Genomic DNA, 25,534 nt, shown 5'->3' with positions numbered 1-25,534 from the left:
CGACGGTCTTGGCCCAGCCGAAAGGCTCCTCAATCAGCTTGCGACGTTTGATGGACAGGGCATAGCCTTTGTGTCGAGTAGTGCGTCCGTCGATTGCCGCATGCCGCGCTTTTTGGGCGACATGCGGTGTCACGCAGGCCCGACGCAGATCGGCCACGAAGCCAGCGGCATCATAGGCCTTGTCCGCGCCCAGGGTCAGTTTCCGGGTCGAGCCTGGTGAATGACGATGCAGCATGTCGAGCGCGGCCTTCCGCTCGGCATGGCCATCGGCCTGGGTCAGGTCGCCTTGGACAACCAGCCCGTGGCGGTTCTCCATCAAGGCATGCCCCATGAAGCAGAGCATTGCGCCGGTGCCAAGCGATTTCTTGTAGAGCCGGGCCTCCGGGTCGGTCGTGGAGGCATGGGTCGCGTTGGAGCGCTTCTCGCCCTTGAAGTCGACCTCGGCATTGCGGCTGCGGTGGGTGGAGCGGGGCATTGAGGCAGTCTCAGGGTTGGCCTCGGCGGTCTGATCGTCGGGAGTGTCACCTTGGGTGGGCGGGTTGTCGGGGTCCTCGTCGTCGGGCGACGTGCCCTCGGCCTTGGGCTTGAAGCTTTTCATCGACGCCCAGGCCTTGATGAGCGTGCCGTCGACCGAAAAGTGATCGTCTGACAGGAGGGGCGCGACCTCGCGATGGGCCAGGATCGCCGCCATGACCTTGCGTGACATCTCGGTCGTCAGCAGCCGGTCGCGGTTCTTCGAGAACACCGTTGGCACCCAAACCGCGTCATCAATCCCGAGACCCACAAACCACCGGAATAGTAGGTTATACTGCATCTGCTCCATCAGCTGCCGCTCGGACCGGATCGAGAATAGGATCTGGAGCAGGCTAGCCCGGATCAGCCGCTCCGGTGCAATCGAGGGACGGCCGAAATCAACATAAAGACGGTCGAATTCATCATCGAGACTGGCGAGCGCGTCATTCACGACCTGTCGGATCTTGCGCAGCGGGTGCCGCGCAGGGATGCGGTCCTCAAGATCGACATAGCTGAACAGCGACCCGCTCGTCTCGTCCGTTCCGCGCATGATCACTCCCACTGTCTTCCTGCCAGCGATGAATCATGTTCTGCAAACCGCGTCGAGAGCCGACTTTTTCAGCGGCCTGCTAGGTCTACAGGATTGATGCGCAGGGTCGCGCCGTGCTTCGCTGGAAGGTCAGGCAGGACCAACTGCTTGCGCTTCTCGGCGGCCTGAACCCGTGCCTGATCGGCATTGAGGCGTGCGCGACAGCCCATCATTGGGCGCGGCAACTCCAGGCGCTCGGCCACAAGGTGTGGCGGATGCTAGCGGCCTATGTGAAGGCATATGTGACGCGCAACAAGAATGACGCTGCCGATGCTGAAGCAATCTGCGAGGCGGTGGCGCGGCTGCCACTGACACGCGGCCGACGATGCGGTTCGTGCCAATCAAGTCTGCTGACGCGCAGAGTGTCCTAATGCTGCATCGTGCCCGCCATCTTCTGGTTTGCCCGCGGACCGCGCAAGTGAGCGCAATGCGGGCGCACCTGGCGGAGTATGGTGTCATCGCACCCAAGGGCACACCCATGTTCGCGACCTATTCGATGCGCTCACCCGAGGGGCGGCGCAGGTCCCGGAACTCGCGCGCCAGACCCTGTTGCTAATCGCTGGCATGATCGACGCATTGAGCCAGCAGATCCGCACGATAGAGATCGAATTGCCGGCATGGCATCGTGCCAATGCGACTTGCCGCCGGCTGAAGACCATTCCCGGTGTCGGCTTCATTACCGCCATTGTGCTTGCTGCGACCGTGGGCGACTCAGGCCGCCAGTTCGCTGCATGGCTCGGGCTCGTGCCCAAACAGCATTCCTCAGGCGGCAAGGAGCAGATGGAGGGCATATCGAAGATGGGTGACGGCTATCTCCGTTATCTTCTTGTTGTCGGAGCTACCGCCGTCATCCGCTACACGCGTCGCAAGGCGAGGGCAGTTAACTCTTGGGCTGCTCAGCTGCTCGAGCGCAAACCAGCAAGGCTGGTCAGCGTCGCCGTTGCCAACAAGACGGCACGGATCGCATGGGCTGTCATGACGAGAGAGGAGAATTACCGCGCCGCGCCGGCTAGCGCCTGAAGCACGCGGAACGAGTTTGGGCAGGAGAGAACGACACGAGTGATGCCAACCCGGTCAAGCCGGGGATCGGAAGAACCTGACTAATTCAACGCACTTCAAGCACGGCATCTTGATAAGGTTCCGATCCAACGAGAACATCATGGCCAACGGCCTTTCGCGCCGCGCAAACAGGCCGGACACATGAATGAACCTGACCAAGAGACATCATCCGTAAAAAATCAATTTTGCTCAAAGGAGGCCATCCGCACATGAATCAGCCCCAGATCACGAGCGCAACACCTCTGCCCCAATTACAACCCCCTGCCTCCCCATAAATGGCAGTGATGTAGCCGCGATCAGCTCCATAACCGCCAATTTTAGCCATGGTGCGGTTTACTATAAAGATCTCCGCTATAGTGCTGTCTGGGAAGAAAGAACTCTGATCTGAAGCTGGCGATGTGCGGGAGCTACCAGAAACTGAAATGCCCCTCGATAGCTGCAGCGCGAGAAAGCGCTACATACTTACCACTCCGAACTTAGAGCGATCTGCAAAGAAATTGTCGCCAAACGACCGTTTGATGATATTGTAAAAAATTGTATCACCTGCCCTTCAGCCCAGTCCAGCATGGACAAAGACAGGCCGGGACTTTAGACGGCGATGTCTGGGCGGGCGCTGGCAAGCTTCTTCCAAGGGAACAAAACGCGTGATCAGCAGAATTCTTAGCCTGTTCCAGCGTTATGCCAGCCGGCATGCGCAGATACGGAGGCCGGGTTTTCCGCTTCATGACGGCCAGGGCAGGCTTTTCGGCCAGATCGATCGCATCGTCGTCCGCGAAGGCCGGCTCTGGGTCGAGGGCTGGGCCCTGTCCGGGCTTGTCGGGCTGACCAATGCGGACCAGACGGTCGAGCGTGTCCCCAGCCTGGTCCGCGACGACTTGCCCTTCCATGACGGCGAAGCGAACGGGACGCCGGGCTTTGTCCTGGACATGCCCTTGAGCCTGGAGCGCACGACCTTCTGGGCCGAAAGGGAGGGCACCCGCCATATCCAGGTCCTGCCGCCGATTACCCGGCGCGACCTGGCCGCGATGCGGTGGGCGCAGATCGCTCCCTTTCTGCGTGACGTGGTGCGGGCCTTTCCGGCAGGGGTGCACTGGCTGCGGCATCGCGATCCCCTTTCATCCGCCCGCATCAAGACCGCGCTCCGGCTGAACACCGTGATCCGGTCGGGACAACTGGACAGGCTGCTGTTCGCTGAGGACGGCGCAGCCGCCGAAATTCCTCCCGCGGGCTGGAAGCAGACCGGCATCACGGTCGTCGTTCCGGTCTACAACGCCTTCGACCTGCTGCCCGAGGTTCTGGGGCGCGTCCTGGACCATACCGACCTGCCCTGGCGCCTCATCATCGTCGAGGATTGCTCGTCCGACGCGCAGGTCCGCCCCTGGCTGCGCGGTTGGCAGGCGGCACTGGCCCCCGACATCGCGGCCCGTGTCACGGTGATCGAGAACGAGACGAACCTAGGCTTCATCCGGTCGGTCAACCGGGCCTTCGCGGCGGCGTTGCCCTTCGGCGATCATGTGGTGCTGCTGAATTCGGATGCCTTTGTTCCCGCAGGCTGGGCCAGCCGGCTGATCCGGCCGCTGCTGGACCAGGAAAACGTCGCCACCGTGACGCCGATGTCGAACGATGCCGAAATCTTCAACATCCCCGCCATCTGCCAGCGAGAGGATCTGCGCCCGGGCGAGGCCGACGCCATCGACCGGGTGGCTGCCCGGTTCCGTCCGGGTGCCGGCCTTGCCGAAGCGCCCACCGGCGTCGGCTTCTGCATGGCGATGCATGTCGACTACCTGCGCAGGCTTCCGGACCTGGATACCGTTTTCGGTCGCGGCTATGGCGAGGAGGTGGACTGGTGCCAGCGCGCGCGCCAGATGGGTGGGCGCCACCTAGGGCTTGGCGGGCTTTTCGTCGAGCATCGCGGCGGCACGTCGTTCGGTTCGGCCGAAAAGCGCAAGCTGATCCGCAAGAACGGCGAAACCATCTCGCGGCGCTATCCCCGCTATGACGCCGAGGTGCAGGACTTCATTGGCAACGACCCGCTGAACACCCCGCGCTTGGCCTTGGGCCTGGCCTGGGCGGGCAGTCGGCAGAAGGGCGCGGTCCCGGTCTACCTGGCCCATGACATGGGCGGGGGCGCGGAACATTACCTGCAGGACCGCCTGAAATCGGATCTGGAAGCGGATGCCACGGCCGTGGTCCTGCGCGTCGGCGGGTTGTCTCGCTGGCAGATCGAGCTGCACAGCACCCTTGGCATCACCCGCGGCGAAACCGACAGCACCGATTTCGTGGTCCGCCTGCTGGATCTACTGCCTGCCCGCCGGGTCATCTATTCCTGCGCCGTGGGCGACCGCGACCCGATCGCCCTGCCCGAGATCCTGATGTCGCTGGCCAGGGGACCGGGGGACCGGATCGAGGTCCTGATGCATGACTTCTTTCCGCTCAGCCCGTCCTATATGCTGCTGGACAGCGGCGGCGCCTATCACGGGCTGCCGATGCCGGGGGCCGACACCGACCCTGCGCATGGTGTCATGCGTCCCGACGGAACCAGGGCGGACCTGGGCCAATGGCGCGAGGCCTGGGAGGCCTTGCTGGATGCCGCCCATGCCGTCACGGTCTTTTCGGAAAACAGCCGCGCGCTTGTCGCCCAGGCCTATCCGCAGGTCGCAGGTAGCCTTGTCGTCACACCGCACCGGCTGGTGACCGTAGTTCCCGTTGTCCAGCCGAAGCAGCCGAAGGACGGCGTGCCCGTGATCGGTATCTTGGGCAATATCGGTCATCAGAAGGGCGCCGGGGTGCTGCGCGCGCTGTCGCGGCTGCTGGCAAGGAATAACAGGGCGCGGCTGGTCGTCATCGGAAACCTCCCCCCCGACTATTCTCTGGCCTCACCGGCCCGGGTCCATGGTGACTACCGGATCGAGGACATTCCCGGCTTGGTGTCGCGCTATGGCATCGGCCGCTGGCTGATCCCCTCGATCTGGCCGGAAACCTTTTCCTACACCACGCACGAGGCCCTTGCGACCGGTCTGCCGGTCTTCAGCTTCGACCTGGGCGCGCAGGGCGACGCGGTCCGGGCCGCAGCGGCGATCCGGGGACAGGGAGGCACGATCCCGCTTGTGCGAACGGAAGCCGACCTGGAGGCGATGCTGGACGTGATCCTGAAGGACCGGGAAGGGCGCTGACGGCGGTGCGGCACGGCCCCTTGGCAAGGGCCTGCGGATGGCGCCGCCGATCCCGGGGCAGGCGGCGGGGGCTAGCCCAACCGCCGCTTGCGGGCGCCGATGCGGTCGATCAGTTCCGCGAAGCTGGCCGCCCGGTGGTCGAAGGTGTGGCCCGCCATGACAATGTCATGGGCGCGCGCCGCACGCGCAAGATAGGGGGCGGGATCGGCAAGGCAGTCCGCCGCGATGGCTGCGAAACTTCTTTCGTCGCCCGCCTCGGAGATCGTGTCGCCGAAAACGTCGGCCAGGCCGCGCACCGGGTCGGTCAGGATCGGCGTCGCGACGCCCGATCCGTCGAAAAGGCGGTTCGACAGAAAGCCATTCTCGCGCATGCTGTCCCAATGGTCATTAAGCAGCAGCAGGTGGCTGCGGTAGCAGGCCGGCAGGTCGGCATTGGCCACCGAGGTCGCGCGTACCATGCCCGGCGGCAGCACGCCTTCCCAGCCGCCGCCATAGAGTTCGAGCGGCAGTTCCCGGCGCAGGCACCATTGCACCATTGTCCGGTATTCGCGGCGCGAGTTGCCGACGAAAAGCGCTGCCTGGCGCCGTTCGACAAGCGGATCGGGGGTGAAAAGCCTTGCATCGGTCGCCTGGTGCATGACGCTGACCGAAGGCAGTCCCCGGCGGCGCAGTTCCGCCGCATAGATGTCCGAGGCTACCGCGACATGGTCGTAGTCGGCGAATTCTTCATCAAGTATCCGGTCGGGATGGGAAATGATCCACATGATGTTGATCTTGCCGGGATCGGTCTGCACCCGGTGCCGGCCGCGGATCGAGATGACCACGTCTTCCTGCGCCTTGTGGGCATACCAAGCATCGGCGGTGTCGACACCGGCATGGTGGCCCAGGGCTTCGAAGGCGGCGGCCAGGGAATTGGCGAAATGATAGTCGCCCCACATGGGGGCTTCCTTGAGGTTCGGGGTCGAGATCTTCAGGCGGATCGCCAGCTTCTCCACCGGACGCGGGTGCAGCCGGCCCGGGACCGGACCCCTTGCGACCTGCACCGGATCAAGCATCAGTTGGCCGTCATCGAGGATGAAGTCAGACCCCGCGATGCCCAGCGAGACGCCGAAGCGGCGGCGGCCCCCTGTCAGAAGCGGCGGCAGCAGAAGAGCGAACCGTCCGCCTTCGGCGGCGCGCGCGGTGGCGACGGCGACCACGCCAGAAGCGTCGTACGCCACCACAGCACAATCGCGGCCGGGATGACGCAGGTTGCGCGCCCAGCCGAGGATCAGGGCGCCCTGGACCCGGTCCACGCGGCCGGACCAGCCGCCGATCTGGATCGCCAGCGGCGCGGTGCCCGGCGCGGACAGGATGACGTCGCCTTCGGGACGCGGTTGCAGGATCCAGCTCGACGTCCGGCCGACCCGCTGCAGCGCGATCGGCTCTCCGTTCCGGCTTTCGACCGTGACGCCGGGCGCATCGGCCGGCATATCGGCGCGGATCGGGCGCAGCAGCATCCCGTCGGGCAGCAGCGGCAGGATGTCGGGGCCGGCGGTGGCGCGCAGCATGTCATCAGCGGCCATCGATCACCTCCCGGTGCGGCGGTTCATGAAGCAGGCGATAAAGGGCATGGCCCAGCCTTTCCCGAGCCAGGTCGGGGTGCAAGGCGATGGCATGCACCAGACGGCTGCGCTCCTGCAGCCGCGCGAGGCCTTCCCCGGCAGAAAGCAGCTTGCGCAGCTTGTCGAACAGCCATTTCAGGTCGTCCATCTTGATCTCGTAGGCAGCCCCGGCCTCGATCCATTGCCCGGCAAAGCCCATGTCTTGCGCCTCATCTGGCTCTGGCGGCACCGCTGCCGGCACGCCCCGCGCCTGCAGGGCATTGAGCAGCGCGAACCCGAAGGGGTCCAGGCCGGAAACCGCGCCGGGGCAGATGGTCACGGCGCATTGCCCGATCAGCACCGGCAAGCCTGTCCGGGGATCCATCTCTGCCGCCTGCCAGCCGGACCTGTCCTGCACCCGCCAGATGCCCTCCTCGCCGGCAACCAGCAGCGTCACCCCGCGCTTCTGCGCCTCGTCGGCCAGATCCTGGCGGAGCGCTTCGCGCTCGCTCCTGCGCATGAGGGGGGGCAGAAGGGCAAGCATGACCGAACCCTTGTCCTCGGCGGGGGGCAGCGCCAAGGGGATCGCGCCGATCCCGAAGCGCGTCGGGCCCGCAAGCGCCTGCAGGACCGTTCCTTCGATGTCGTTGTGCAGCCGCCATACCTGGTCGGGATGCAGCCCGGACATGGCCCGCAACTGGGCGTCCCCCAGGCCGACGCTCAGCACCGGGCGGCCCTGCAGCAGGGTGCCCAACACCCGGCCCAGCCGTGGCAGATCCCGGGCAAGATCGGCGGGAATGGGGTGGCGGGTCAAGCCGGGCAGGTCGTCGCCTGCTTCGTCGCCCGCGCCGCCCAGTTCAACCAGATCCACATCGGTCACGCCGGCGGCAAGGCGGGCCAGGTTCTCGGCCAGGACGCGATTGCCGTCCGCCGGGGACAGGTCCGTCCCGCCCGACAGGATGGTGATCCTGCCGCGCTCCGGCCAGGGAATGTCGAGCCGCTCATGAGCCCCCTCGAGCCGCCGCCGGGTCTTCTCGCCCACCGTTTCCCGGGCGCCCGAATCCATGAACAGATGCGTCACCTGCCCCCAGGCGACGTTGCGGCGGTAGAACACCCCCACATGGTTCACGAAGATCGGTCGGAAGACGGACGTGTAGCGCAGCGCCAGATCCCAGTCCTGCAGCCGCGGCAGCGCGTTGTCGAACCCTCCCATCCAGTCGTAAATCCTGCGGTGGTGGACGATCGAGTTGAGGTCCATGAAATTGCGGGAATTCAGCTGGACGGGGCGGAAGGCGGGACGCGGCACGTCCAGAAGCTCCACCCGGCCGCCGACCATCTCGGTATCCAGATAGGCGGCATAGGCGATGGCGCTGCCGGGAGCCGCTAGCAGCCGCCGGATCATCATGTCGAGGAACTGCGGGTGCCAGATATTGTCGCTGTCGAGATAGGCGATGTATTCGCCCCGCGCCCATCCCATGCCCTTGTTGCGCGCGCCTGCGCCGTTCGACTTGAGGAACTTCATGTAGCGAATGCGGGGATCGTCGAAGCCGCGCACCACGTCGGCCGTGCGATCCGTCGAGGCATCGTCGCAGACGATCAGTTCCCAGTTGGCATAGGTCTGCTCGATCAGGCTCTGGATCGCCTCGCCGATCGTGAAGGCCCGGTTCCAGCTAGGCATGATCACGGTGACCAGCGGCGCACGGGTCAGCGCGGCGCTTGCGATCCCGCGGCGCATGCGATGCTCGTCCCGCTCCAGCTCGGCGCGCTGGTCCGGGGTCATGGACAACCGCGCGAACCAGGCGGCATAGACCGTGTCCGAGGCGGCCTGTGCCGCCACCGGGGCGGGCTGGCGGGCGATCAGCGGCTCGGGCAGGATCGGCGCACCGGGCCGGGCCGTGATTTCCTCCAGCAGCCGCGCGCGGGGGGGCGGACCGTCCCGGCGGGCAAGAACGCGGCGCTGCTCGTGGGTAAGCCCCGCCAGGGTTTCGAGGCTTCCCTCTCCCAGGGCCAGGTCCAGGGCGAAGGCGCAGGGCAGGTCGCCCGCGGCGACAGCGTCGGCGATTGCCGGATAGAAGGCCCGCGCGGCCGCCTCGTCGAAGAAGGAACCGGGACTGGCCGCCGCGATGCCCGCATGGTCCCGGTAATGCCCCAGCAGGGCGTCCGCCGTTTCCAGCCCCTGCGCGTCGCGACAAGCCCAGCGGTACCAGACCGGGTCGAACCGGTCCCCCGGATCGGCAAGAAAGGCCTCGAAGGCGGTTCGCGCCCGCTGCAATCCCGCGGCGTCCAGTGCCTCGGCAGGCAGTTCGCGGCGCGGGTCGGGCAGCGCCTCGTTTCCCGATACTGCATATCGGGCCAGCATCTCGCCCCGGGCGTTACGCAGCACCAGGCCGCGGCAATCCGCAGGCAGGCGCGCCTCGATCCGCCCGGCAACCGTCCCTGCTCCGGTTTCCAGCGGCAGGCCGTCGGCCAGCAGGACAAGTCCTTCCGCCGTGGCGGGGCGTCCATCGCTGTCGCGCAGGGTCAGGGTGAGATCGGTCCCCTTCAGCACCGCCCCCTCCACGAAGATCCGCTCGGCGCCCAGCGTGAAGGAAAGAGGCGAGCCGTCAAGCTGGGCGCCGGCGCGGTCGAAGACCACCTCGGCGCGGTGCGGCCGTCCGTCGCGCATCTCGGCGGGCACGGCCAGGCGGAAGCCCTGCAGCGATCCGGTCCCGAAGCCCGGCACCTCCCGCTCGAGCCGGACAACCTGCCCGGTTCCGCCGTCGAGACGCACGGTCACCTGGGTGCAGCCCTTGGCCCAGCCGGTGATCGCGCCGTGGGCGGGGTCGAAGAAGGCGACGCCTTCGCCGTTCCGGCCGTCCGTCTCCGCTTCCTGGTCCTCGTCCATGATGTCGGAGCCGCCGGTGCGCCGGGGATCGGCGGGGATCGACAAGGTGCCGCCGCGCAGCAGCGGACCGTCAAGCCCGAGCCGGATCTCCACCTGGTGGGCCTTGCCGTCACGCAGGCGGCGCGGCAGCGTCGTGTCGAAACCCGAACGCAGCGGGCCGAGCCCCGCTGCCTGCACATCCTCGCGCTTCATGTCCGCGATGATGTTCAGCTCTGGCTGCCCGTCCACATGCAGGCTGAGAAGCGCCGGAGTGGCGGGATCGGAGGGATCGAAGGCCCAGCCCGAAACACGGCGGGCGTCGAAATGATCGATATAGCCGGGCCTGCCGCGCCGGGCGAGACGTCGTGCCAGCCTGACGATCATGGTTTTCGCGGTCATCTTACCCCTGCCGGGCCGACGGCCCTTCTGGATTGCTATGCGTCCGTGCCCGTTTCCGTGCCCGCGCTTGCGAAGCGATCCGCCCAGAAGCGCGCCTGCTCGCGCGCCACCTTGCGCAGCCCCTTCGCATAGCCCTGCTCCACGGCCTTGTAGGGCTCGATGAAGCGCGGCGCGATCTTGCGCTTTCCGCGGGTGGCGGCAAACCCGGCATGCTCGTGAAGCACCTCGGAAAAGGCCGGATCGCGCCCCAGGCCAAGAAAGCCGAGCAGCACCGCCTCGGTTTCCGCCACATCCTCGTACATCCGGTCGTAGTCGAGCAGCAGAACCTGCTTGCGCAGCTTCCGGTCGCGTATGATGTCGTGCAGGATCCTGTATTGCGCGTCCCAGCTTTCGCAAGCCTCGGCAAAGCCCTTGTTCTTGGGCCAGCTGTCGCGCGGACGATCGGCCCGGGCCTGCCATGAAAGGCCCACGTCCTTCAGGTTCCGCAGGATGACGATATAGCGGAAATCCGGATTTTGGGTGATGAAGTCCCTCAACACCGGCATGAGGTCAGGCACCTTGTCGCCGATCACCCGCGCCCCGCCCCATTTCAGGGCGATGTGGTCGTAGGTGGGCTTCCAGGCGGGGCGCAAATCGGGAATGAGGTTGGTGTCTTCCGCGCGGAAATCGAAGAACCGTTCGCGTTCGAAAAGATCGGCCGAATAATTGTGAGCGCGCAGGAACTGGAACTTGTAGCGCTCGATGCCGAGGCAAACGCCGGCATGGGCGTTGAGCAGCTTCCCCAGGGCCGTGGTTCCGCTCCGGGCGACGCCTGTCACGATAAGGCCCAGCTTGCCGTTCTGATCGCTTGTCATGACCTGCACCCTCGTCAACAACGCCTATGCCTGCGCCCGGACCTGCGCTATCGCCTATGGAGGGCCGCCTTTATTCAGGGGCGCTTAGTGCCCCACTTGCCCGCATTGCGCAACAGTTTTCAGAATGCCGGCGACCCGCGCTGCGGGCCGGGCGGGCCTGCATGGGCTGGATCGGGCGCGCTCGGCGATGGCAGGACAGGGGGTTGCGGGAGAGTGTCTTTCGCTTGCTATTAGGCATCGCCCAAGCGCGACATTTGCGGTAGGAATCAGCTCCCGTGATGATCAGCCGAAGAACGGAGCCCTTATCATGATGTCAGCAAAGGACGCTCTTGATACCAGTCGAGACAATCCGCATGCCCGCTGGAACGGCAGCGAGGGCGGGGCGGCCGAGCGCATCGCGCAGCGCATTATCGTGCCGCAGGGCCGCCAAAGCTTCACCGTCCGGGCGGGCGACACGTTCTTTGCCATCGGCTCGTGCTTTGCGCGCAATGTCGAGGAGCGGCTGCATCTTGCCGGCGCCACCGTCACCAGCCTCGAGATCGACGTGAAGAACCTCGGCAACAACAATGCCCGGGAAGGCGGCGTGTTCAACAAGTACACGCCCGTATCGATCCTCCAGGAACTGAAATGGGCCGCGGGGATCGAAAGCTATCCGCAAGGGGCCCTGCTGCCGGTCGCCGGCGGCCAGGTCGCAGATCCCTGCCTGTCGGGTAAGGCCGAGTCGGGCAGCGTGCGGGACATGATGGCCCGCCGCACCGCGATCGCCCGCTATTTTGCCAAGGCCTTCGAGGCCGACGTGGTGGTCCTGACCCTTGGGCTTGTCGAGACCTGGATCGACACCGTCACCGGGCTGCACCTGAACGAAGCGCCGAACCCCAGGATCCTTGCCCGCAGCGCCGACCGCTTCCGGTTCCACCAGCTGAGCTTCGAGGAGGTCGAGACGGCCCTCGAGGAGATCCGGAGGATCCTCGAGGGTCATGGCAAGCTTGGCCAGAAGAGGGTGCTGACCGTCTCGCCGGTGCCGCTTGGCCGAACCTTCACGGCAGATGACATCGTTGTTGCCAACATGACCTCGAAATCGACCCTGCGCACTGCGGCGACGCGGCTGACCGACCGGGTCGAGGGCATGGACTACTTCCCCAGCTACGAGGCGGTCAGCCTGAGCGATCCCAACCTCAGCTGGCAGCAGGACCGGCGCCATGTCAGCGACGTGGTGGTCGGCCAGATCATCCAGACCTTTCTTGTGCGCTACGGTGTTTCCGATCAGCCGGTCGAGGATATCGAGGATGCCATCAGCGCACTGACGACCGATGCCTCCTTCCGGAAATGGGCGGCCGAGTCCGGCGGAAACGAGGCGCTGCTCGCGCGTCTCAACCAGGAAGTGAATAAGTACAAGAACATGGTGCTCCGCCTGCAAAAGGAACTGCGCGAGACCAATTCTCGTTAAATCCTAAAAATCCTCCTTTAATAGGTAGAATTTTTACACTCCTGAGTGAATGTTGCTTGGCCAGGGTCCTTTTTCCCTGCGGCGGCAGGCATGGGGTATTCTCCTTATACGGGAACTGCTGACGCGTCGGCCTGAAAATGACCGGCTGCCGCAGGGCGCCAGAACAGGAGCAAAGCCATGCCCACGCTGAAGGACACTGGCACCAACTCAGACTTCCTTTCCGCCGACCAGGATTTAATGGTCTACAATGTCGAGGCCGGCACTACCAATGCCCAGTTGCAGCAGCTGCTCGACGCGGCGATGCCTGGCGCCACGATCAACCTCGCGGCCGGCACCTATGTGATCACCGAGACGCTGCGGATCAGCCGCGGCGACATCACGCTCAAGGGCGCGGGTGAGGGGAAGACCATCTTCAGCACTGAAATCGGCCTCGACACGCCTAGCCCCACCATCCTCGTGCAACCCGACGACCTTCAGGACCGCCACGGCAAGCTGCCGGTCCGCTTGGTCGAGGGTTCCAACAAGGTCGTGCTGCCGGATTTCGAGGCGTCGCGTTCCGACAGCCCCGGCAGCGGGCATGCGCAGTTCAAGGTCGGCGACCTGATCTTCGTTTCCCAGCAGAACGACAAGGCCTATCTCAAAGTCTCGGGCAACTTAGACAACCCCGATGGCCTGGGAGACTGGAACGAACCGGCCGCTGCCGGAACAGGCGCCGAAGAGCTTTATTATCTAAGAGAATTTCGCTCGCACATCGTATCAATCGAAAACGGCGTGGCGACCCTTGCCGAGGCCTCGCCCTACAGCTTTGCGGCGGGCGTGGCCAACGTCGTCAGGAACACGTTCCTCGAGAACGTCACCCTGTCGGACTTCACCATCCAAGGTGATTTCTCGGACGAGGCGGGCGGCAAACCTGACCCCTTCCTCTTCGCGAACACGATCCCTGAATGGGGTTCGATCGCCGCACTCGAGCTTGACGGGGTACGCGACAGCGCGCTGGAACGGATCACCGTCATCGACCCGGCCGCGCATGGCTTCAAATGGCAGCGCGCTCACGAGACAACGGCGGATGCGCTGACCGCGACTGGCGCACATAACAAGGGCGGCTCTTCTGGTTATCACTTCATGCTGCAGGAAAGCTTTGCCAACGACTTCATCAATCTGTCGTCGACCGACGCCCGGCATGCGGTGCTGTTCTCCTCGTACAATGCCGAGCATTACAATAGCCTGCACCTGCGCTACTCGAACCGGGACATTAACTTCCACGGCAGCGCCGACAACAGGAACACCGTCGTGGTCGACGTGCTCGACCAGGACTATCCCGGCGGGGTCCTGCCGCAATGGCAGGCGGTCCAGCCCGGCACCCGGGGCCTGCACCCGCTGTCGGACATCGAGAACAACGACGTCACCTTCAGGTATGCCCGGTCCGGTGACCGGTCGGACCGTATCGTCGCCCATGTCGAGGGCGGTGACATCGCCATGCGGGGTGGTCCGGATCTTGGTTTGGGTCAAGCCGGCAATGACAGGTTTAGCGGCGGTGCCGGCAACGACACGCTGCAGGGCAATGGCGGCGCCGACATCCTGAACGGCGGAGTTGGCAAGGACAGATTGGTTGGCGGCAGCGGCAACGACACGCTGATCGGCGGCGAAGGCAACGATGTGCTGCAGGGTGGCGACGGCGACGACCTGATCGACGGCGGCGCCAACGGCGACAATCTTTATGGCGGCAAGGGCCGCGACACCTTCCTGCGGCGCTTTGCCGATCTGACCGACACGATCCATGATTTCGAGGGCGGGGCCGCCGGCGACGTGCTGCTGATCAAAGGCATGGCCTATACTGCCTTTTCGCAACTTGAACTGCGGCAGGCGGGGGCGGATGTGATCGTCGACTTTGGACCGACCGGTTACACCCTGCTCCGAAACATTTTGCTGGATACCCTGACGGCGGAAAACTTCGCCTTCGCCGCAGATGTCGCCGCAGGGCAGAATATCGCGATGAAAGCAAGACAGATGCTTGCGGTTGGCACCGATAAGAACGATGTCTTCACCGCCAGCAGGACACATGTCACCGAACCGGGCTTCACCGTGCATGGCGGCGCCGGCTTTGACGAGATCCGGCTCCTGCAAAGTTCACTCAACGCCAACTTGGGGAGGACTGGTACCTTTACCGGGATAGAAGGCTTCGATCTGTCGGCTACCGCCAAACTCGACCTCATCATCGAAAATCCGCTGGTGGCGCAGTCCGACAATGCCACGCTTTCGATCTCGGTAGGCGATCTCTCGGCTGGAAAGCCGGTGCTGCTCGACGTGGGCCCGCTCGGCCGCGGCAAGAGCGTCGTCATCGATGGTGGGCGGCAAGTGCAACTGACCGGCGGGCGCGAGCACACGGTAATGTCGGGTAACGACACGGGAGTTAATATCGTCGGCGACCGGATGCGCGACATTGTCCATGGCGGCCGCGCCGACGACATGATCCGCGGGGGCGCCGGCAATGATGTCCTGTTCGGCGGGGCAGGCCAGGACACGCTTAAGGGTGATGGGGGAAACGACACGCTTAACGGGGGCCCCGGCTCGGACCTGTTGATCGTCGACAATATTGGTGACCGGGTCGCAGAAAACCGCCGCTGGGAGGGCATCGATACGGTCCGCGCCTCGGTCGACTTCCGGATGGGCAGCGCCCATGTCGAGAACCTCGAACTGGTCGGAGAGGCCGAGCTGGGGGTAGGCAACGGGTTGCGCAACTTGATCATCGGGAACGACGGAGACAACATTCTCGACGGTGGCAAGAACGTCGATACGCTTGTCGGCGGGTCGGGAAACGATACCTACTTGCTGCGCACCCTAGGCGACAAGGTGGTCGAAAAGGCCAATGGCGGGATCGACACGGTAAAGGCCTACCGTTCCATCGAGCTTCCTGCCTATGTCGAGAATCTTTATATTCAGACCCTGCTTAACAACACCGGCAAGGGGGTAGCGGAGGTGAACGGCATTGGCAACGACCTGGACAACATTCTTGTTGGTAACCCCTTCGGCAACACCCTTGCCGGTCGCGGGGGCAACGACACGCTGCGCGGGCAAGCTGGGGCAGACAGCTTTGTCTTCGACCGGTCGCCCCACGGAGGCAATGTCGATCATATTCTCGACTTCAATGCCAATGAACCCCATGAAGGCGACATGCTGATGATGAAGCAGTCCGTCTTCGGCGGAATCGCCAAGGGCAGGCTGGCCGAGGGCCATTTCTACGCCGGCACCACAGCGCATGATGCGAACGACCGTTTCATCTTCGACCAGGCCGCAGGCCGACTTTGGTTCGACACGGACGGCACCGGCGAAGCGGCACCCGATCTTGTCGCGACCTTTGCCGGAAATGCCGGGGTCATGGCCTGGGACATCGTGCTGTTCTGAGCCCGCTTGCCTTGCCGGCCCCCTGCGCCCGCCTTCCCAGGCGGTGACATGGCGTGCCTGCCGGCCTAGACATGGCCGGGACAGGATTGCCGCTTGGGTATTTGCCGAAAGGACGGAAGGCATGGGGGAACTGCTGATCGATACGAGCTACACGGCGGCGGAGATTCAGCAGGCCCTGGACGAGCCTGCCTACGACACCTACCGCTTCGAGGCGGGGACCTATGATCTGGACCGGGGATTGCAGATCACCCGGGACGGCGTCCGCATCGTCGGGGCCGGCCCGGAGAAGGTGACCTTGCGCCATACCGGCCTGCATCCCGGGCCCACGATCCAGGTGCTGGCGCGCAAGCCCATGGGGCGGGCCTTCGAGCTTGCGGCCCCGGCCGCGGCCGGGGACACGCTGCTGCGGCTTGATACGGTCGAAGGCCTGAAGGCCCGCGAAGGACGGCCCGGCGAGGAAAACCACGTGCCGGGCGACATCTTGTATGTCTTCCAGCCGAACAACGCCGATTACCTGAATGCCAATGACCTGCGATGGGTCCTGCCGGCCGGTGCCGCCGAGGGCCATGTCAGGGCGGACGGCAACAGCTTTCCCGCCAACCGGCACCCCCTGCGCGAGGTCCTGACCGAGATCGTCGCCATCGACGCCGCCCGGAACGAGGTCACGATCGCCGATCCCGTTCCCCACGATCTTGCGGCCGGCAGGAACCGGGTCCGGGTGACCGACCTGGTCAGGGACGTGGCGATCTCGGGGCTTGGCCTGTCCTTTGCGGAACCGCGGCTGCTGGATCTGGACGACTATGCCACCGGCCCCGCGCCGGGCTGGAGAAGCGTCCGGGCCCTCGACCTCAACGGCGTGTCGAATGCCTTGATCGAGGACATCACGATCACCCTGCCGCCCTCGCATGCCTTCGGCATCGACAGGGCCTATGGCACGAGGCTGCACGATCTCACGGCGGTGGGGACGCAGGCGCGGACCGGGGGAAACGGTTATCACTTCATCCTGGAAGAGGCCTTCGGCACCACGGCGACCGGCCTGCAAAGCCTCGACTACGTGGCAGACGGGGTGAACCACGGCGGCGCCCGGCATTCGCTGCTGTTCTCGGCCTATAATGCCGAGCATGGCAACCAGGTGGCGTTCAACCTGATCACCCGCGACATCAACTTCCACGGCAGCCTCGATTCCGGCAATGTCGTGGTCGTCAGAACCTTCGACTACAGTTCGGCCCCCGAGCACATCACGATGGCCAAGGGCCGGACGGCCGAGATCTGGAACGTCATCCACCGGGATGTCGCGCCTCTTCATCCGCACCAGATGACGCCGGACACCGACGAGAACTCGATTGCCGACATCTTCGAGCATCTCAACAAGGTCTGGGTCGCCGAGCGGTTCGTCGGAGGGCCTTCCGGAGATCTCGTGATAGCGATGCCGCGCGGCGGAGGCGGGGAACTGCGCCCCGCGCTGCAGGCTGCCGTGCGGGACAATGGCCTGCGGGCCGAGGGGCGCGGCGGGAACGACCGGATCATCGGCGCCGACGGGGACGACACGCTGAATGGCGGCGCGGGCAACGACAGGCTGACCGGCGGCGAGGGCAGGGACCTGTTCATCGCCTCTCCGGGCAGGGACGTGATCACCGATTTCGAGGATGGCGTGGACATGCTCGACTTGTCCGCCTTCGGGTTTTCCGGCGTGGAGGAAGCCATGTCGCGGGCAAGGAACAGCCGCAGGGGCGTCGAGTTCAGGCTTGGAAAGGGAACCTCCCTGCGCGTCGATAAGATGACGGCGCAGGCCATTTCCGATGACCTGTCCTTCTAGGACCGGGCGGCCTTGATGCGTGCCCCGGCCCGGCGCGGCGCGGGCGTCCGGGACTGCCCCATGGCCGCCGGACACCGCCCCGGTCCCGGCACGATACGCAAATGTGTCATGGTGATTGCCTTTCTGCCTCTTGCATCTAGGCTGGCCCCGCGCTTTTAGTCCCGCCACCTGTCTGGCGCATGCGGAATGCGATGATGCGACCAGGAACCGTATTTCCTGCCTATCGGGATCCAATGACAAGAACCGCCACCATCCCGCCAGTCGCCCCCGTTTCCGCCATGCCGGCGTCCCCTGTCCAGGGCACCCCTTCGGAGGGGACAGCCCGCATCCGGCCGGCCGGCCCGGCGCGGTCACGGCAGCGCCACTGGGTCGTCCTCGTCAGCTTCCTGGTCATGGTGGTTCTGCCCAGCATGCTTGTCGGCTGGTACCTGTGGACCCAGGCAACCGACCGGTATGTGTCGAGCATGGGCTTTTCGATCCGCACGGAGGAAGCGGAATCCGCGGTCGAGTTCCTGGGCGGGATCACCGGCCTGTCGGGATCGTCCTCCTCGGATACGGATGTTCTCTACAATTTTCTGAAAAGTTCAGAGATCGTCGCCAAGATCGATACCGATCTCGACCTCCGCACCATCTGGTCGCAGGGAGATCCGCTGTTTTCCTATCATCCCCCCGGAACGATCGAGGATCTGACGGATTACTGGCAGCGCATGGTGGGCGTCTATTACGACACCGCGACCGGCATCCTTGAACTGCAGGTCCAGGCCTTCGACCCCGAGGATGCCCACAAGATCACCTCCCGCATCTTCCAGGAGAGTTCCGCGCTCATCAACCGTCTTTCGGCCATCGCCCGCGAGGATGCGACGGCCTATGCCCGCGAGGAACTCCATACCGCGGTCGAGCGCCTCAAAGTCGCGCGCGAGGCCGTGACGCGGTTCCGCAACAGGACGCAGATCGTCGATCCCGCCGCCTCGATCCAGAGCCAGATGGGCATCCTGTCCTCCTTGCAGGAACAGCTTGCGCAGACGCTGATCGATCTGGACATCCTGCGCCAGATCACCAGCGAAAGCGATCCGCGCATCCAGCAGGCCGAGCGCCGGATCGATGTCATCCAGGGGCGCATCGCCGAGGAGCGGGCCAAGCTGGGGATCGGAAGCACCACCGGCGACGGCGAGGAAGGCGGGGTGTTCGCCGACCTGGTGGGCGAATACGAACGCCTCATGGTCGATCAGCAGTTCGCCGAGCAGACCTACACCGCCGCGATGGCCGCCTATGACGCGGCCGTGGCCGAGGCGCGCCGGCAAACCCGCTATCTGGCCGCCCATGTCCAGCCAACGCTGGCCGAACGGCCGACGCGCCCCTACCGGGTCGAGCTGACGGCGCTTACCGCGCTGTTCTCCTTCATGATCTGGGGCGTGATCGTGCTGATGGCCTATGCCCTGCGCGACAGGCGTTGAGACCATGATCGTTCTGCGCGACCTGACGAAGATCTACCGACTTGGCGGCCACATGAAGGTGGTGGCCAATGGGATCGATGCCATCTTTCCCACGGGCGTCTCGGTCGGGCTTCTCGGGCGTAACGGGGCGGGCAAGTCCACGCTTCTGAAGATGATCGCCGGCACCGTCCATCCTACCAGGGGACAGGTCCTGTCGGATGGCCAGGTGTCATTCCCGGTCGGACTTGCAAGCTCGCTGCACCCCGACCTGACCGGCGCGCAGAACACGCGTTTCGTCGCCCGCATCTATGGCGCCGACACCACCGAACTGATGCATTGGGTCGAGGATTTCGCCGAACTCGGCGAGCATTTCCACCTGCCGGTGCGCACCTATTCCTCGGGGATGCGGGGGCGGCTGTCCTTCGGCATCAACATGGGGATCGACTTCGACACCTATCTGGTGGACGAGGTGACGGCGGTGGGGGATGCCGACTTCAAGCGCAAGAGCCGCGATGTCTTCTTAAACCGCATAAAGAAGTCCGGCGCGATCTATGTAAGCCATTCCATGGGAATGCTCCGCGAGCTTTGCCAGTCGGGAGCGGTGCTGGAGGCGGGAAACCTGCATTTCTATGATGACGTGCAGGACGCGATCGACCATTACAACCACACGCTCGATCCCGAGCGGGTTCACGCCTCGGCGGCGCTTCCGGGCGGGTCGGGCGCAGCGGACTTTCCCTATGACGCGAGGATGCTCTACGGCCTGGGCCTGCCGCAGACCGCCAGCGACTGGCTGGGCGATTGCCTGCGCCGCCATCGTGCCTGCCATTTCGCGAGGATCCGGGAGCTTCATTACTTCGACGTGCGGGCCGGGCAGGGAACGGCGACCCTGCTGCGCCGGCAGAAAAGCGCCCGCGATCTGGCCATGCGGCTTGGCCGGGGCAGCGGCCCGGAGCAGCGCAACACCCTGCGGCTTCTGGGTGAACTGGGCGAGGTCCTCGCTCTTCATGCAGCGCCCCCGGAAGGTCACGACCGCCATGCGACCTATGTCGACTTTATGACCTCGAGGCGGCGTGGTCAGCCCCTGATCTGCGATTTCACGCCGAGCTATGCCTTGTTGCCGGAACAGGAACTGGCGGAAATGGCGGCACTGGGGGCAGGGCGCTTTGTTGTCGTGCTCCGCGACCCGCTGACAAGGCTGTGGGCGCAAATCCAGGCCGGCGTGCCCGCCCGCGTCCCAGCGAGTGGCTCGGATGCGCAGATTCCTGCAAATGCAAGCCGGGCTCCTGCTAGGGGGCAGGAGGAAGGGGCAGGCGAAGAAGATGCCCGCATGACCCGGATCACCGCCATTGTCCGCAGGGCCGCTGCACGCGGTCCGCAGGCGCTGGCACGGACCTGGCCCGAGGCGGATTACAGCGGCATGTTCGACCGCCTTGATCGCGTCGTAGCAAGCGACCGCATCGTGATCCTGTTTCACGAGGAGCTGCACGGCCGGGACGGCATCGACAAGCTGACCGGCATCCTCGACATCCCGCCCCTGCCCGAGAGCAGCCTGCCCCCGCTCGGCCCCCCGGAGGACCTGCCTCCATGCCCCCGCGAGATCCGGGACATGCTCATGGCGCTCCTCAAGCCGCAATATGAAGCCATGCGCGAACGCTTCGGCGCGCAGCTGCCTTCGCAATGGAGCGAGGAATAGAATGGATCTGAAAAGGCTCGAAGAACAGCCTTCCCGGTTGCGTCCGACCGGCCGGTTCCACGCCTTGCCGGCGTTGCGCTCGATCCTGGCGTTGATCCTGCGCGAGATGGCCACGTCCTACGGCCGTTCACCCGGCGGATTCCTCTGGGTCCTGGCCGAGCCGATCCTGGGGATCGCCTTCCTGGTCACCATCTTCTCCCTCGGCTTCCGCTCCCCTCCCCTGGGCGACAGTTTCGCGTTGTTCTATGCGACCGGCTTCCTGCCTTTCATTGCCTTCAATGTTTTAAACAAGCGCGTAGGCGGCGCGATTTCCTATTCACGCAATCTGCTGGCCTATCCGCGGGTCAGCTACATGGATACCCTGATCGCCCGGACAATCCTGACGGCCATGATCCAGCTTGTCGTCTTCTCCGTCCTGCTGACCGGGATCCTCGTCTTTCAGGACACGCGGACCGTTCTGCTGATCGACCGCGTCATCCTGGCCTATTGTATGGTAATCGCCTTCGGCTTCGGGATCGGCGTGCTGAACAGTTTCCTGATGACCATGTTCCCGATCTGGAGCAATATCTGGTCAATTGCAACGGCACCCCTCATGATTTTGTCTGGGGTAATTCTGCTTTATGAAAATTTGCCTAAGTCCGCCCAAGCAATCCTCTGGTTTAACCCGCTTGTCCATATAAGTGGTGAGATGCGCAGTGCATTCTATCTTGGATATGAGGCTAATTACGTCAATCCAGCATATGTATTCGGTATTTCGCTAGGACTCATTTTAATTGGACTTATCTTTCTTGGCCGTTATCACCGTGACATGTTAGAGCGCTGAGCTGCCCACCTCCCCTCCCCTCTCATCAAGGTCGGTCCAATATTGCCGCACCTAAAGCGGTTTGGGATTAACCTGCGACATAGCCAGCTGCCTGAAGGTAGTTCCAGCACTCAGCGGGCGTGAACATTGCGCAGATGTCTCGGAGCGCGTTGAACAGTTCGGTAAAGGTGCGTGCCCCAACCTTGCGTAGATGCGCTTTGAGTTTGGAGAACGCCTGCTCGATGGGGTTCAGGTCTGGAGAATAGGGCGGAAAGTAGAGAAACCAGCAGCCAGCCTGCTTGATGACCTTGGCTGCCTCGACGTTCCGGTGTGCCGCAAGGTTGTCCAGAATGACAACAGTGCCGGGTATCAGTTCCGGCACCAGAACCTTTTCTACGTAGGCGGCAAAGGCAGGCCCGTCCATCGCGCCCTTGATGACCCAAGGTGCAATCAGGCCATCATGGGTCAGTCCTGCAATGAATGTCTGGCTGTTCCAGTGTCCGAAGGGCGCGTCCATTGAGAGCCGCTCACCGCAGGGAGCGCGACCACGCAGGCGGGCAAGGTTGGTCTTGATGGACGTCTCATCAAGGAACACAAGCCGTTCCGGCTGACGCCGCATTGCAGGCAAGCGGCGCGTCAACCAATCGTGCCGGGCCTGCCTTACCCGTGCGCGGCCCCGTTCGCTGGCCACCAGCGATTTTTTCATAGGTGAAGCCGAGCCGTGACAGCAGCGCGGCAATGGAGGAATGGTGAACCTCGACACCTTCCGCCATCACCAGGGCGTCGCGCAGTTCGAAGAGCGTGATGTCAGGATCGCGGGTGAGCAGTGCCTCGAAAAACGCCTGACAGGGCGCGAGCTTGCCTCGCCCAGGAGGGCGCCCCGGAGGCGCGGGATGAGCGTGACCGCGTGTCCGGATCAAGTGTGCCCACCGTGCGCCTGTTGCAGCTGACACCTTCAAGCGCATGGCTGCGGCACGGCCGCTCAGTCCCTCTTCAACATACCGCTGGAACCGCGTCCGGAGCGCATGCGGCAAAGGTGCCGACATGACCCATCCTCCCCGAACAAGAGGAGCACGAAATGACCCTTGCAGGAAACCCTCTGCGATCCACGTCTTTACCGAAACGCTTTAAGAGATGGCTACGGAAATCTAAGTAGCCGGGGCAAGTGGACTTTCCGCGTATGAGCCGGGCCAGAATTGATCCAGTACCTCGACTTCCTGGCGATTGAGCGGCATGATGCTGCAAGCGAGGAGAAGACCCTGCGAGACGCCCGCGCCGGAATCACAGCCCGGCATTCAAGGCGAAGGTGGCGATAGCCGCAATCAGGGGCGAGAAGACCTTGATCGGGTTGGCGCAAGACTTTGATGTTCCTTCGAACCAGATCAAGCCGTGGCGTGATCAGCTGCTTGAGGGCGCGACCGCGGTGTTCGGCGACGCCGCGAAAGCTGAGCCAGAACCGATCATCAATGTGAAGACTTTGCATGCGAGGATCGGAGAGTTGAATCTGGAGAACGATTTTTTGTCCGGCGCGCGACGAACTGCGCGGTGAGCGCCACTGGTTCGGGCGAGCCGCGCCGGGGTCTGTGGCCGAACGCAGGAAAATGATCGATGGCTCAGCCAAGCTGAGCGTCAGCCGACAGGCCGTCGTGCCGGGGATCAGCCCGGGCGGCGTCTGCCACAAGCCCCGCCTGGTGTCGGACGCGGACTTGAACTGATGCATCGCATCGACAAGCGGCACATGCCCGAGATCCTCAAGACCGACCAAGGTTCTCAGGTCACATCGACCGAGCTTATCAAGGTGCTCGCCGCCGGCGAGACCAAGATCAGCATGGATGGCAAGAAAGCATGGCGCGACCACGTCTTCGTTGAGCGGCTCTGGCGGATTATCAAATATGAGGAGGTCTACCTGCCGGCGTATGTCGGCGTCTCGGAAGCTTGTGCGTCGATCAGCCGTTATCTCGGCTTTGACAACAGCCGACGCCCACACTCATCGCCTGACGGGAAAACTCCCGAGCAGGCCTCCTTCAACCAGCCAATCTGGCTGTGGTCGACCGCGGCTATCGCGGCCACGGCGTGACCACCACCAATGTCCTGATCAGCAGCACAAGACGCGGCATCACCCTACTGTTGGCAAAACTCCTCAGGCGACAAAGTCCCATCGAGCCGGAGATTGGGCACATAAAGACCAACGAACATCCCGCCAGATGCCCGCTGAAGGGCCGCATCTGCGATGCGGTCTTCGCCGCCCTTGCGCACAATATTGCAAGATCCTCGCCCATCTTAGGACATTCTGTTGTTTGCTGCTTCGCATGATCGAACCGTTATCCTTGGGCAGGAGATACTGCCAGAGCTTCGCGTGAGCAGTCTGACATAGTTGTTCAAGGCGGGGTAATTACGATCTCATCTTCATAAAATTGTCAGCAGGCCTGAAGCAACTATTCTGTTGCTGGTTCGAGACCTCAAGATGGCTTGCAAATACCTGCTAAGTCAGTCACATCGCCTGGCATGCACAGATCTAGAGAGGTTAGGTGATGGCGGGAAGTCGCGTTGTTGTAGCAGGTATTGGATATGTTGGTCTTTCGAACGCAGTGCTTCTGGCGCATCGCAATCAAGTGACTGCGGTCGACGTAAACCCTGAACGGGTGGCGATGCTAAATCGGCGCGAATGTCCAATAATCGATGCTGAGATGGAGGTCTGTCTTGCTACTGCCGATTTGAATCTAACAGCCACACTAGATGGGAAGGCAGCCTATGGTGAGGCGGATTTTGTAATTGTGGCAACGCCCACAAACTACGATCCAGTGACAAACTTCTTCGATACCTCTTCTGTTGAAGAGGTGATCAAAGAAGTGATTGCAGTAAATTCACGCGCGACTGTGGTCATCAAGTCTACAATTCCTGTTGGCTTTGTGGAGGACGTGTCGAAAAGATTTGGTACAGACCAAGTAATCTTCAGCCCTGAATTCTTGCGGGAAGGGCGAGCACTACACGACAATCTCCATCCATCACGCATTATAGTGGGCGAGCAATCGGAGCGAGCACGCAATTTTGCTGACCTGCTAGTGGAAGGAGCAGAGGACAAGAATGTACCGGTTCTATTTACCGGTGCTTCCGAAGCAGAAGCAGTGAAGCTCTTCGCTAACACCTATCTTGCTATGCGAGTTGCTTTCTTTAATGAGCTTGACAGCTATGCAATGAGCCATGGGCTCAAAACGCGTGAAATTATAGACGGAATAAGCCTCGATCCGCGCATTGGGCGGCACTATAATAATCCTTCATTTGGATATGGCGGGTATTGCCTTCCAAAAGATACGAAGCAACTTTTGGCAAACTACTCCGATGTGCCTCAGAACCTAGTCCGCGCCATCGTAGACGCAAACCGCACACGCAAAGATTTCATTGCCGAAATGATCCTAGCCAAGAATCCCAGCCAAGTTGGGATCTATCGCTTGGTAATGAAGGCAGGTTCTGATAACTTTCGTCAGAGTTCTATCCAAGGTATTATGAAGCGGATCAAGGCCAAAGGGGTAGAGGTCGTGGTTTATGAACCAGTTCTATCGGAAGAAACCTTCTTTGGTTCGCATGTAGAACGTGATCTGGAGATCTTTAAGCAGAGCAGCGATGTTATTGTAGCGAATCGGATGTTGCCCGAACTATCTGATGTAGCTGGAAAGGTTTTCACTCGAGACCTTTTCGGATCAGACTGAGAGTCCGAAGGCTTAGCAGGCCGCTGAATTAGTCGGAGAACCGGAATGGTTTTCCGTCTTAGCAACTGATGAAGATCATGCTCAGGTCCTTCGGCGCTCGAAAACATGGGTGGCTGGTGCCTCGTCTGGTGGTCATACCCCCAAAAGCCGAGGCAGCCGGGCCAGGTTATTGGCGGCCATTGTCAGGATGAAGCGGGACCT

13 protein-coding genes and 3 pseudogenes are annotated in these 25,534 nt (G+C 63.3%); 11 read left to right on the top strand and 5 right to left on the bottom strand.

Annotated elements, in window-relative coordinates; translation table 11 throughout:
• A partial coding sequence (locus tag J0F76_RS15195) for an IS5 family transposase (protein WP_207470748.1) occupies window positions 1-1,063 on the bottom strand: 1,063 nt, incomplete at its 3' end.
• 92 nt (window positions 1,064-1,155) lie between these two features.
• Here J0F76_RS15195 and J0F76_RS15190 point away from each other — a divergent pair.
• A pseudogene (locus J0F76_RS15190) lies at window positions 1,156-2,122 on the top strand (IS110 family RNA-guided transposase).
• A gap of 683 nt (window positions 2,123-2,805) precedes the next feature.
• Window positions 2,806-5,334, top strand: a complete 2,529-nt coding sequence (locus J0F76_RS15185; protein WP_207470747.1) for a glycosyltransferase — start codon at window positions 2,806-2,808, stop codon at window positions 5,332-5,334.
• Between the two features lie 71 nt (window positions 5,335-5,405).
• On the opposite strand, the gene J0F76_RS15180 is transcribed toward J0F76_RS15185, so the two are convergent.
• Genes J0F76_RS15180 through J0F76_RS15170 form a run of 3 tightly spaced genes read right to left on the bottom strand, consistent with a single transcriptional unit; the run spans window position 5,406 to window position 11,033 of the window.
• Window positions 5,406-6,899 carry a CgeB family protein gene (locus J0F76_RS15180; protein ID WP_207470746.1) on the bottom strand — a complete coding sequence of 498 codons (1,494 nt, stop codon included), beginning with the start codon at window positions 6,897-6,899 and terminating at the stop codon, window positions 5,406-5,408.
• Window positions 6,889-10,179, bottom strand: coding sequence for a glycosyltransferase family 2 protein (locus J0F76_RS15175; RefSeq protein WP_207470744.1), 3,291 nt, complete (start codon window positions 10,177-10,179; stop codon window positions 6,889-6,891). Before J0F76_RS15175 ends, J0F76_RS15180 begins: the two co-directional genes overlap by 11 nt.
• Before the next feature lie 35 nt (window positions 10,180-10,214).
• Complete coding sequence (locus tag J0F76_RS15170; RefSeq protein WP_207470742.1) at window positions 10,215-11,033, bottom strand: sulfotransferase; 819 nt, start codon at window positions 11,031-11,033, stop codon at window positions 10,215-10,217.
• Window positions 11,034-11,157: 124 nt separating this feature from the next.
• Between J0F76_RS15170 and J0F76_RS15165 the strand changes: the two genes are divergently transcribed.
• The 6 genes from J0F76_RS15165 (at window position 11,158) to J0F76_RS15140 (ending at window position 21,647) form a co-directional block, all read left to right on the top strand.
• Window positions 11,158-12,480, top strand: a complete 1,323-nt coding sequence (locus tag J0F76_RS15165) for a GSCFA domain-containing protein (RefSeq protein WP_207470740.1) — start codon at window positions 11,158-11,160, stop codon at window positions 12,478-12,480.
• Window positions 12,481-12,657: 177 nt separating this feature from the next.
• The gene (locus tag J0F76_RS15160) at window positions 12,658-15,882 is read left to right on the top strand and encodes a calcium-binding protein (RefSeq protein ID WP_207470738.1); all 3,225 of its coding nucleotides are present in this window, start codon (window positions 12,658-12,660) and stop codon (window positions 15,880-15,882) included.
• Between the two features lie 121 nt (window positions 15,883-16,003).
• Entirely contained in the window at window positions 16,004-17,698 is a 1,695-nt protein-coding gene (locus J0F76_RS15155; protein WP_207470750.1) for a calcium-binding protein, read from the top strand.
• A 233-nt stretch (window positions 17,699-17,931) separates the two neighbouring features.
• Window positions 17,932-19,152: a KpsE/RkpR family capsule polysaccharide export protein gene (locus J0F76_RS15150; RefSeq protein ID WP_242690235.1), complete on the top strand. Its 1,221-nt coding sequence runs from the start codon at window positions 17,932-17,934 to the stop codon at window positions 19,150-19,152.
• A gap of 4 nt (window positions 19,153-19,156) precedes the next feature.
• Window positions 19,157-20,824 (top strand): ABC transporter ATP-binding protein, encoded by a 1,668-nt coding sequence (locus J0F76_RS21380; RefSeq protein ID WP_207470737.1) that lies wholly within the window; start codon window positions 19,157-19,159, stop codon window positions 20,822-20,824.
• A 1-nt stretch (window position 20,825) separates the two neighbouring features.
• Complete coding sequence (locus J0F76_RS15140; RefSeq protein WP_207470735.1) at window positions 20,826-21,647, top strand: ABC transporter permease; 822 nt, start codon at window positions 20,826-20,828, stop codon at window positions 21,645-21,647.
• Window positions 21,648-21,714: 67 nt separating this feature from the next.
• On the opposite strand, the gene J0F76_RS15135 is transcribed toward J0F76_RS15140, so the two are convergent.
• Window positions 21,715-22,672, bottom strand: a protein-coding gene (locus J0F76_RS15135; protein WP_207470732.1) for an IS630 family transposase whose coding sequence is annotated in 2 segments (ribosomal slippage) — window positions 21,715-22,329 and window positions 22,331-22,672 — 957 coding nt in all. Because the reading frame shifts where the segments join, the coding sequence is not laid out codon by codon here.
• 260 nt (window positions 22,673-22,932) lie between these two features.
• Here J0F76_RS15135 and J0F76_RS21375 point away from each other — a divergent pair.
• From J0F76_RS21375 to J0F76_RS15120, 3 genes and pseudogenes are all read left to right on the top strand, one after another.
• Window positions 22,933-23,703, top strand: a pseudogene (locus J0F76_RS21375) (hypothetical protein).
• Window positions 23,664-23,986, top strand: a pseudogene (locus J0F76_RS15125) (IS5/IS1182 family transposase); the annotation flags it as partial. The pseudogenes J0F76_RS21375 and J0F76_RS15125, both read left to right, overlap by 40 nt.
• A 171-nt stretch (window positions 23,987-24,157) precedes the next feature.
• Window positions 24,158-25,333 (top strand): nucleotide sugar dehydrogenase, encoded by a 1,176-nt coding sequence (locus J0F76_RS15120; protein ID WP_207470731.1) that lies wholly within the window; start codon window positions 24,158-24,160, stop codon window positions 25,331-25,333.
• The last annotated feature ends 201 nt before the right edge of the window (window positions 25,334-25,534 follow it).

This window comes from Paracoccus fontiphilus, from assembly GCF_017356265.1.
GTDB classification, from domain to species: domain Bacteria; phylum Pseudomonadota; class Alphaproteobacteria; order Rhodobacterales; family Rhodobacteraceae; genus Paracoccus; species Paracoccus fontiphilus.
This window is presented reverse-complemented; position numbering and strand designations above follow the sequence as displayed.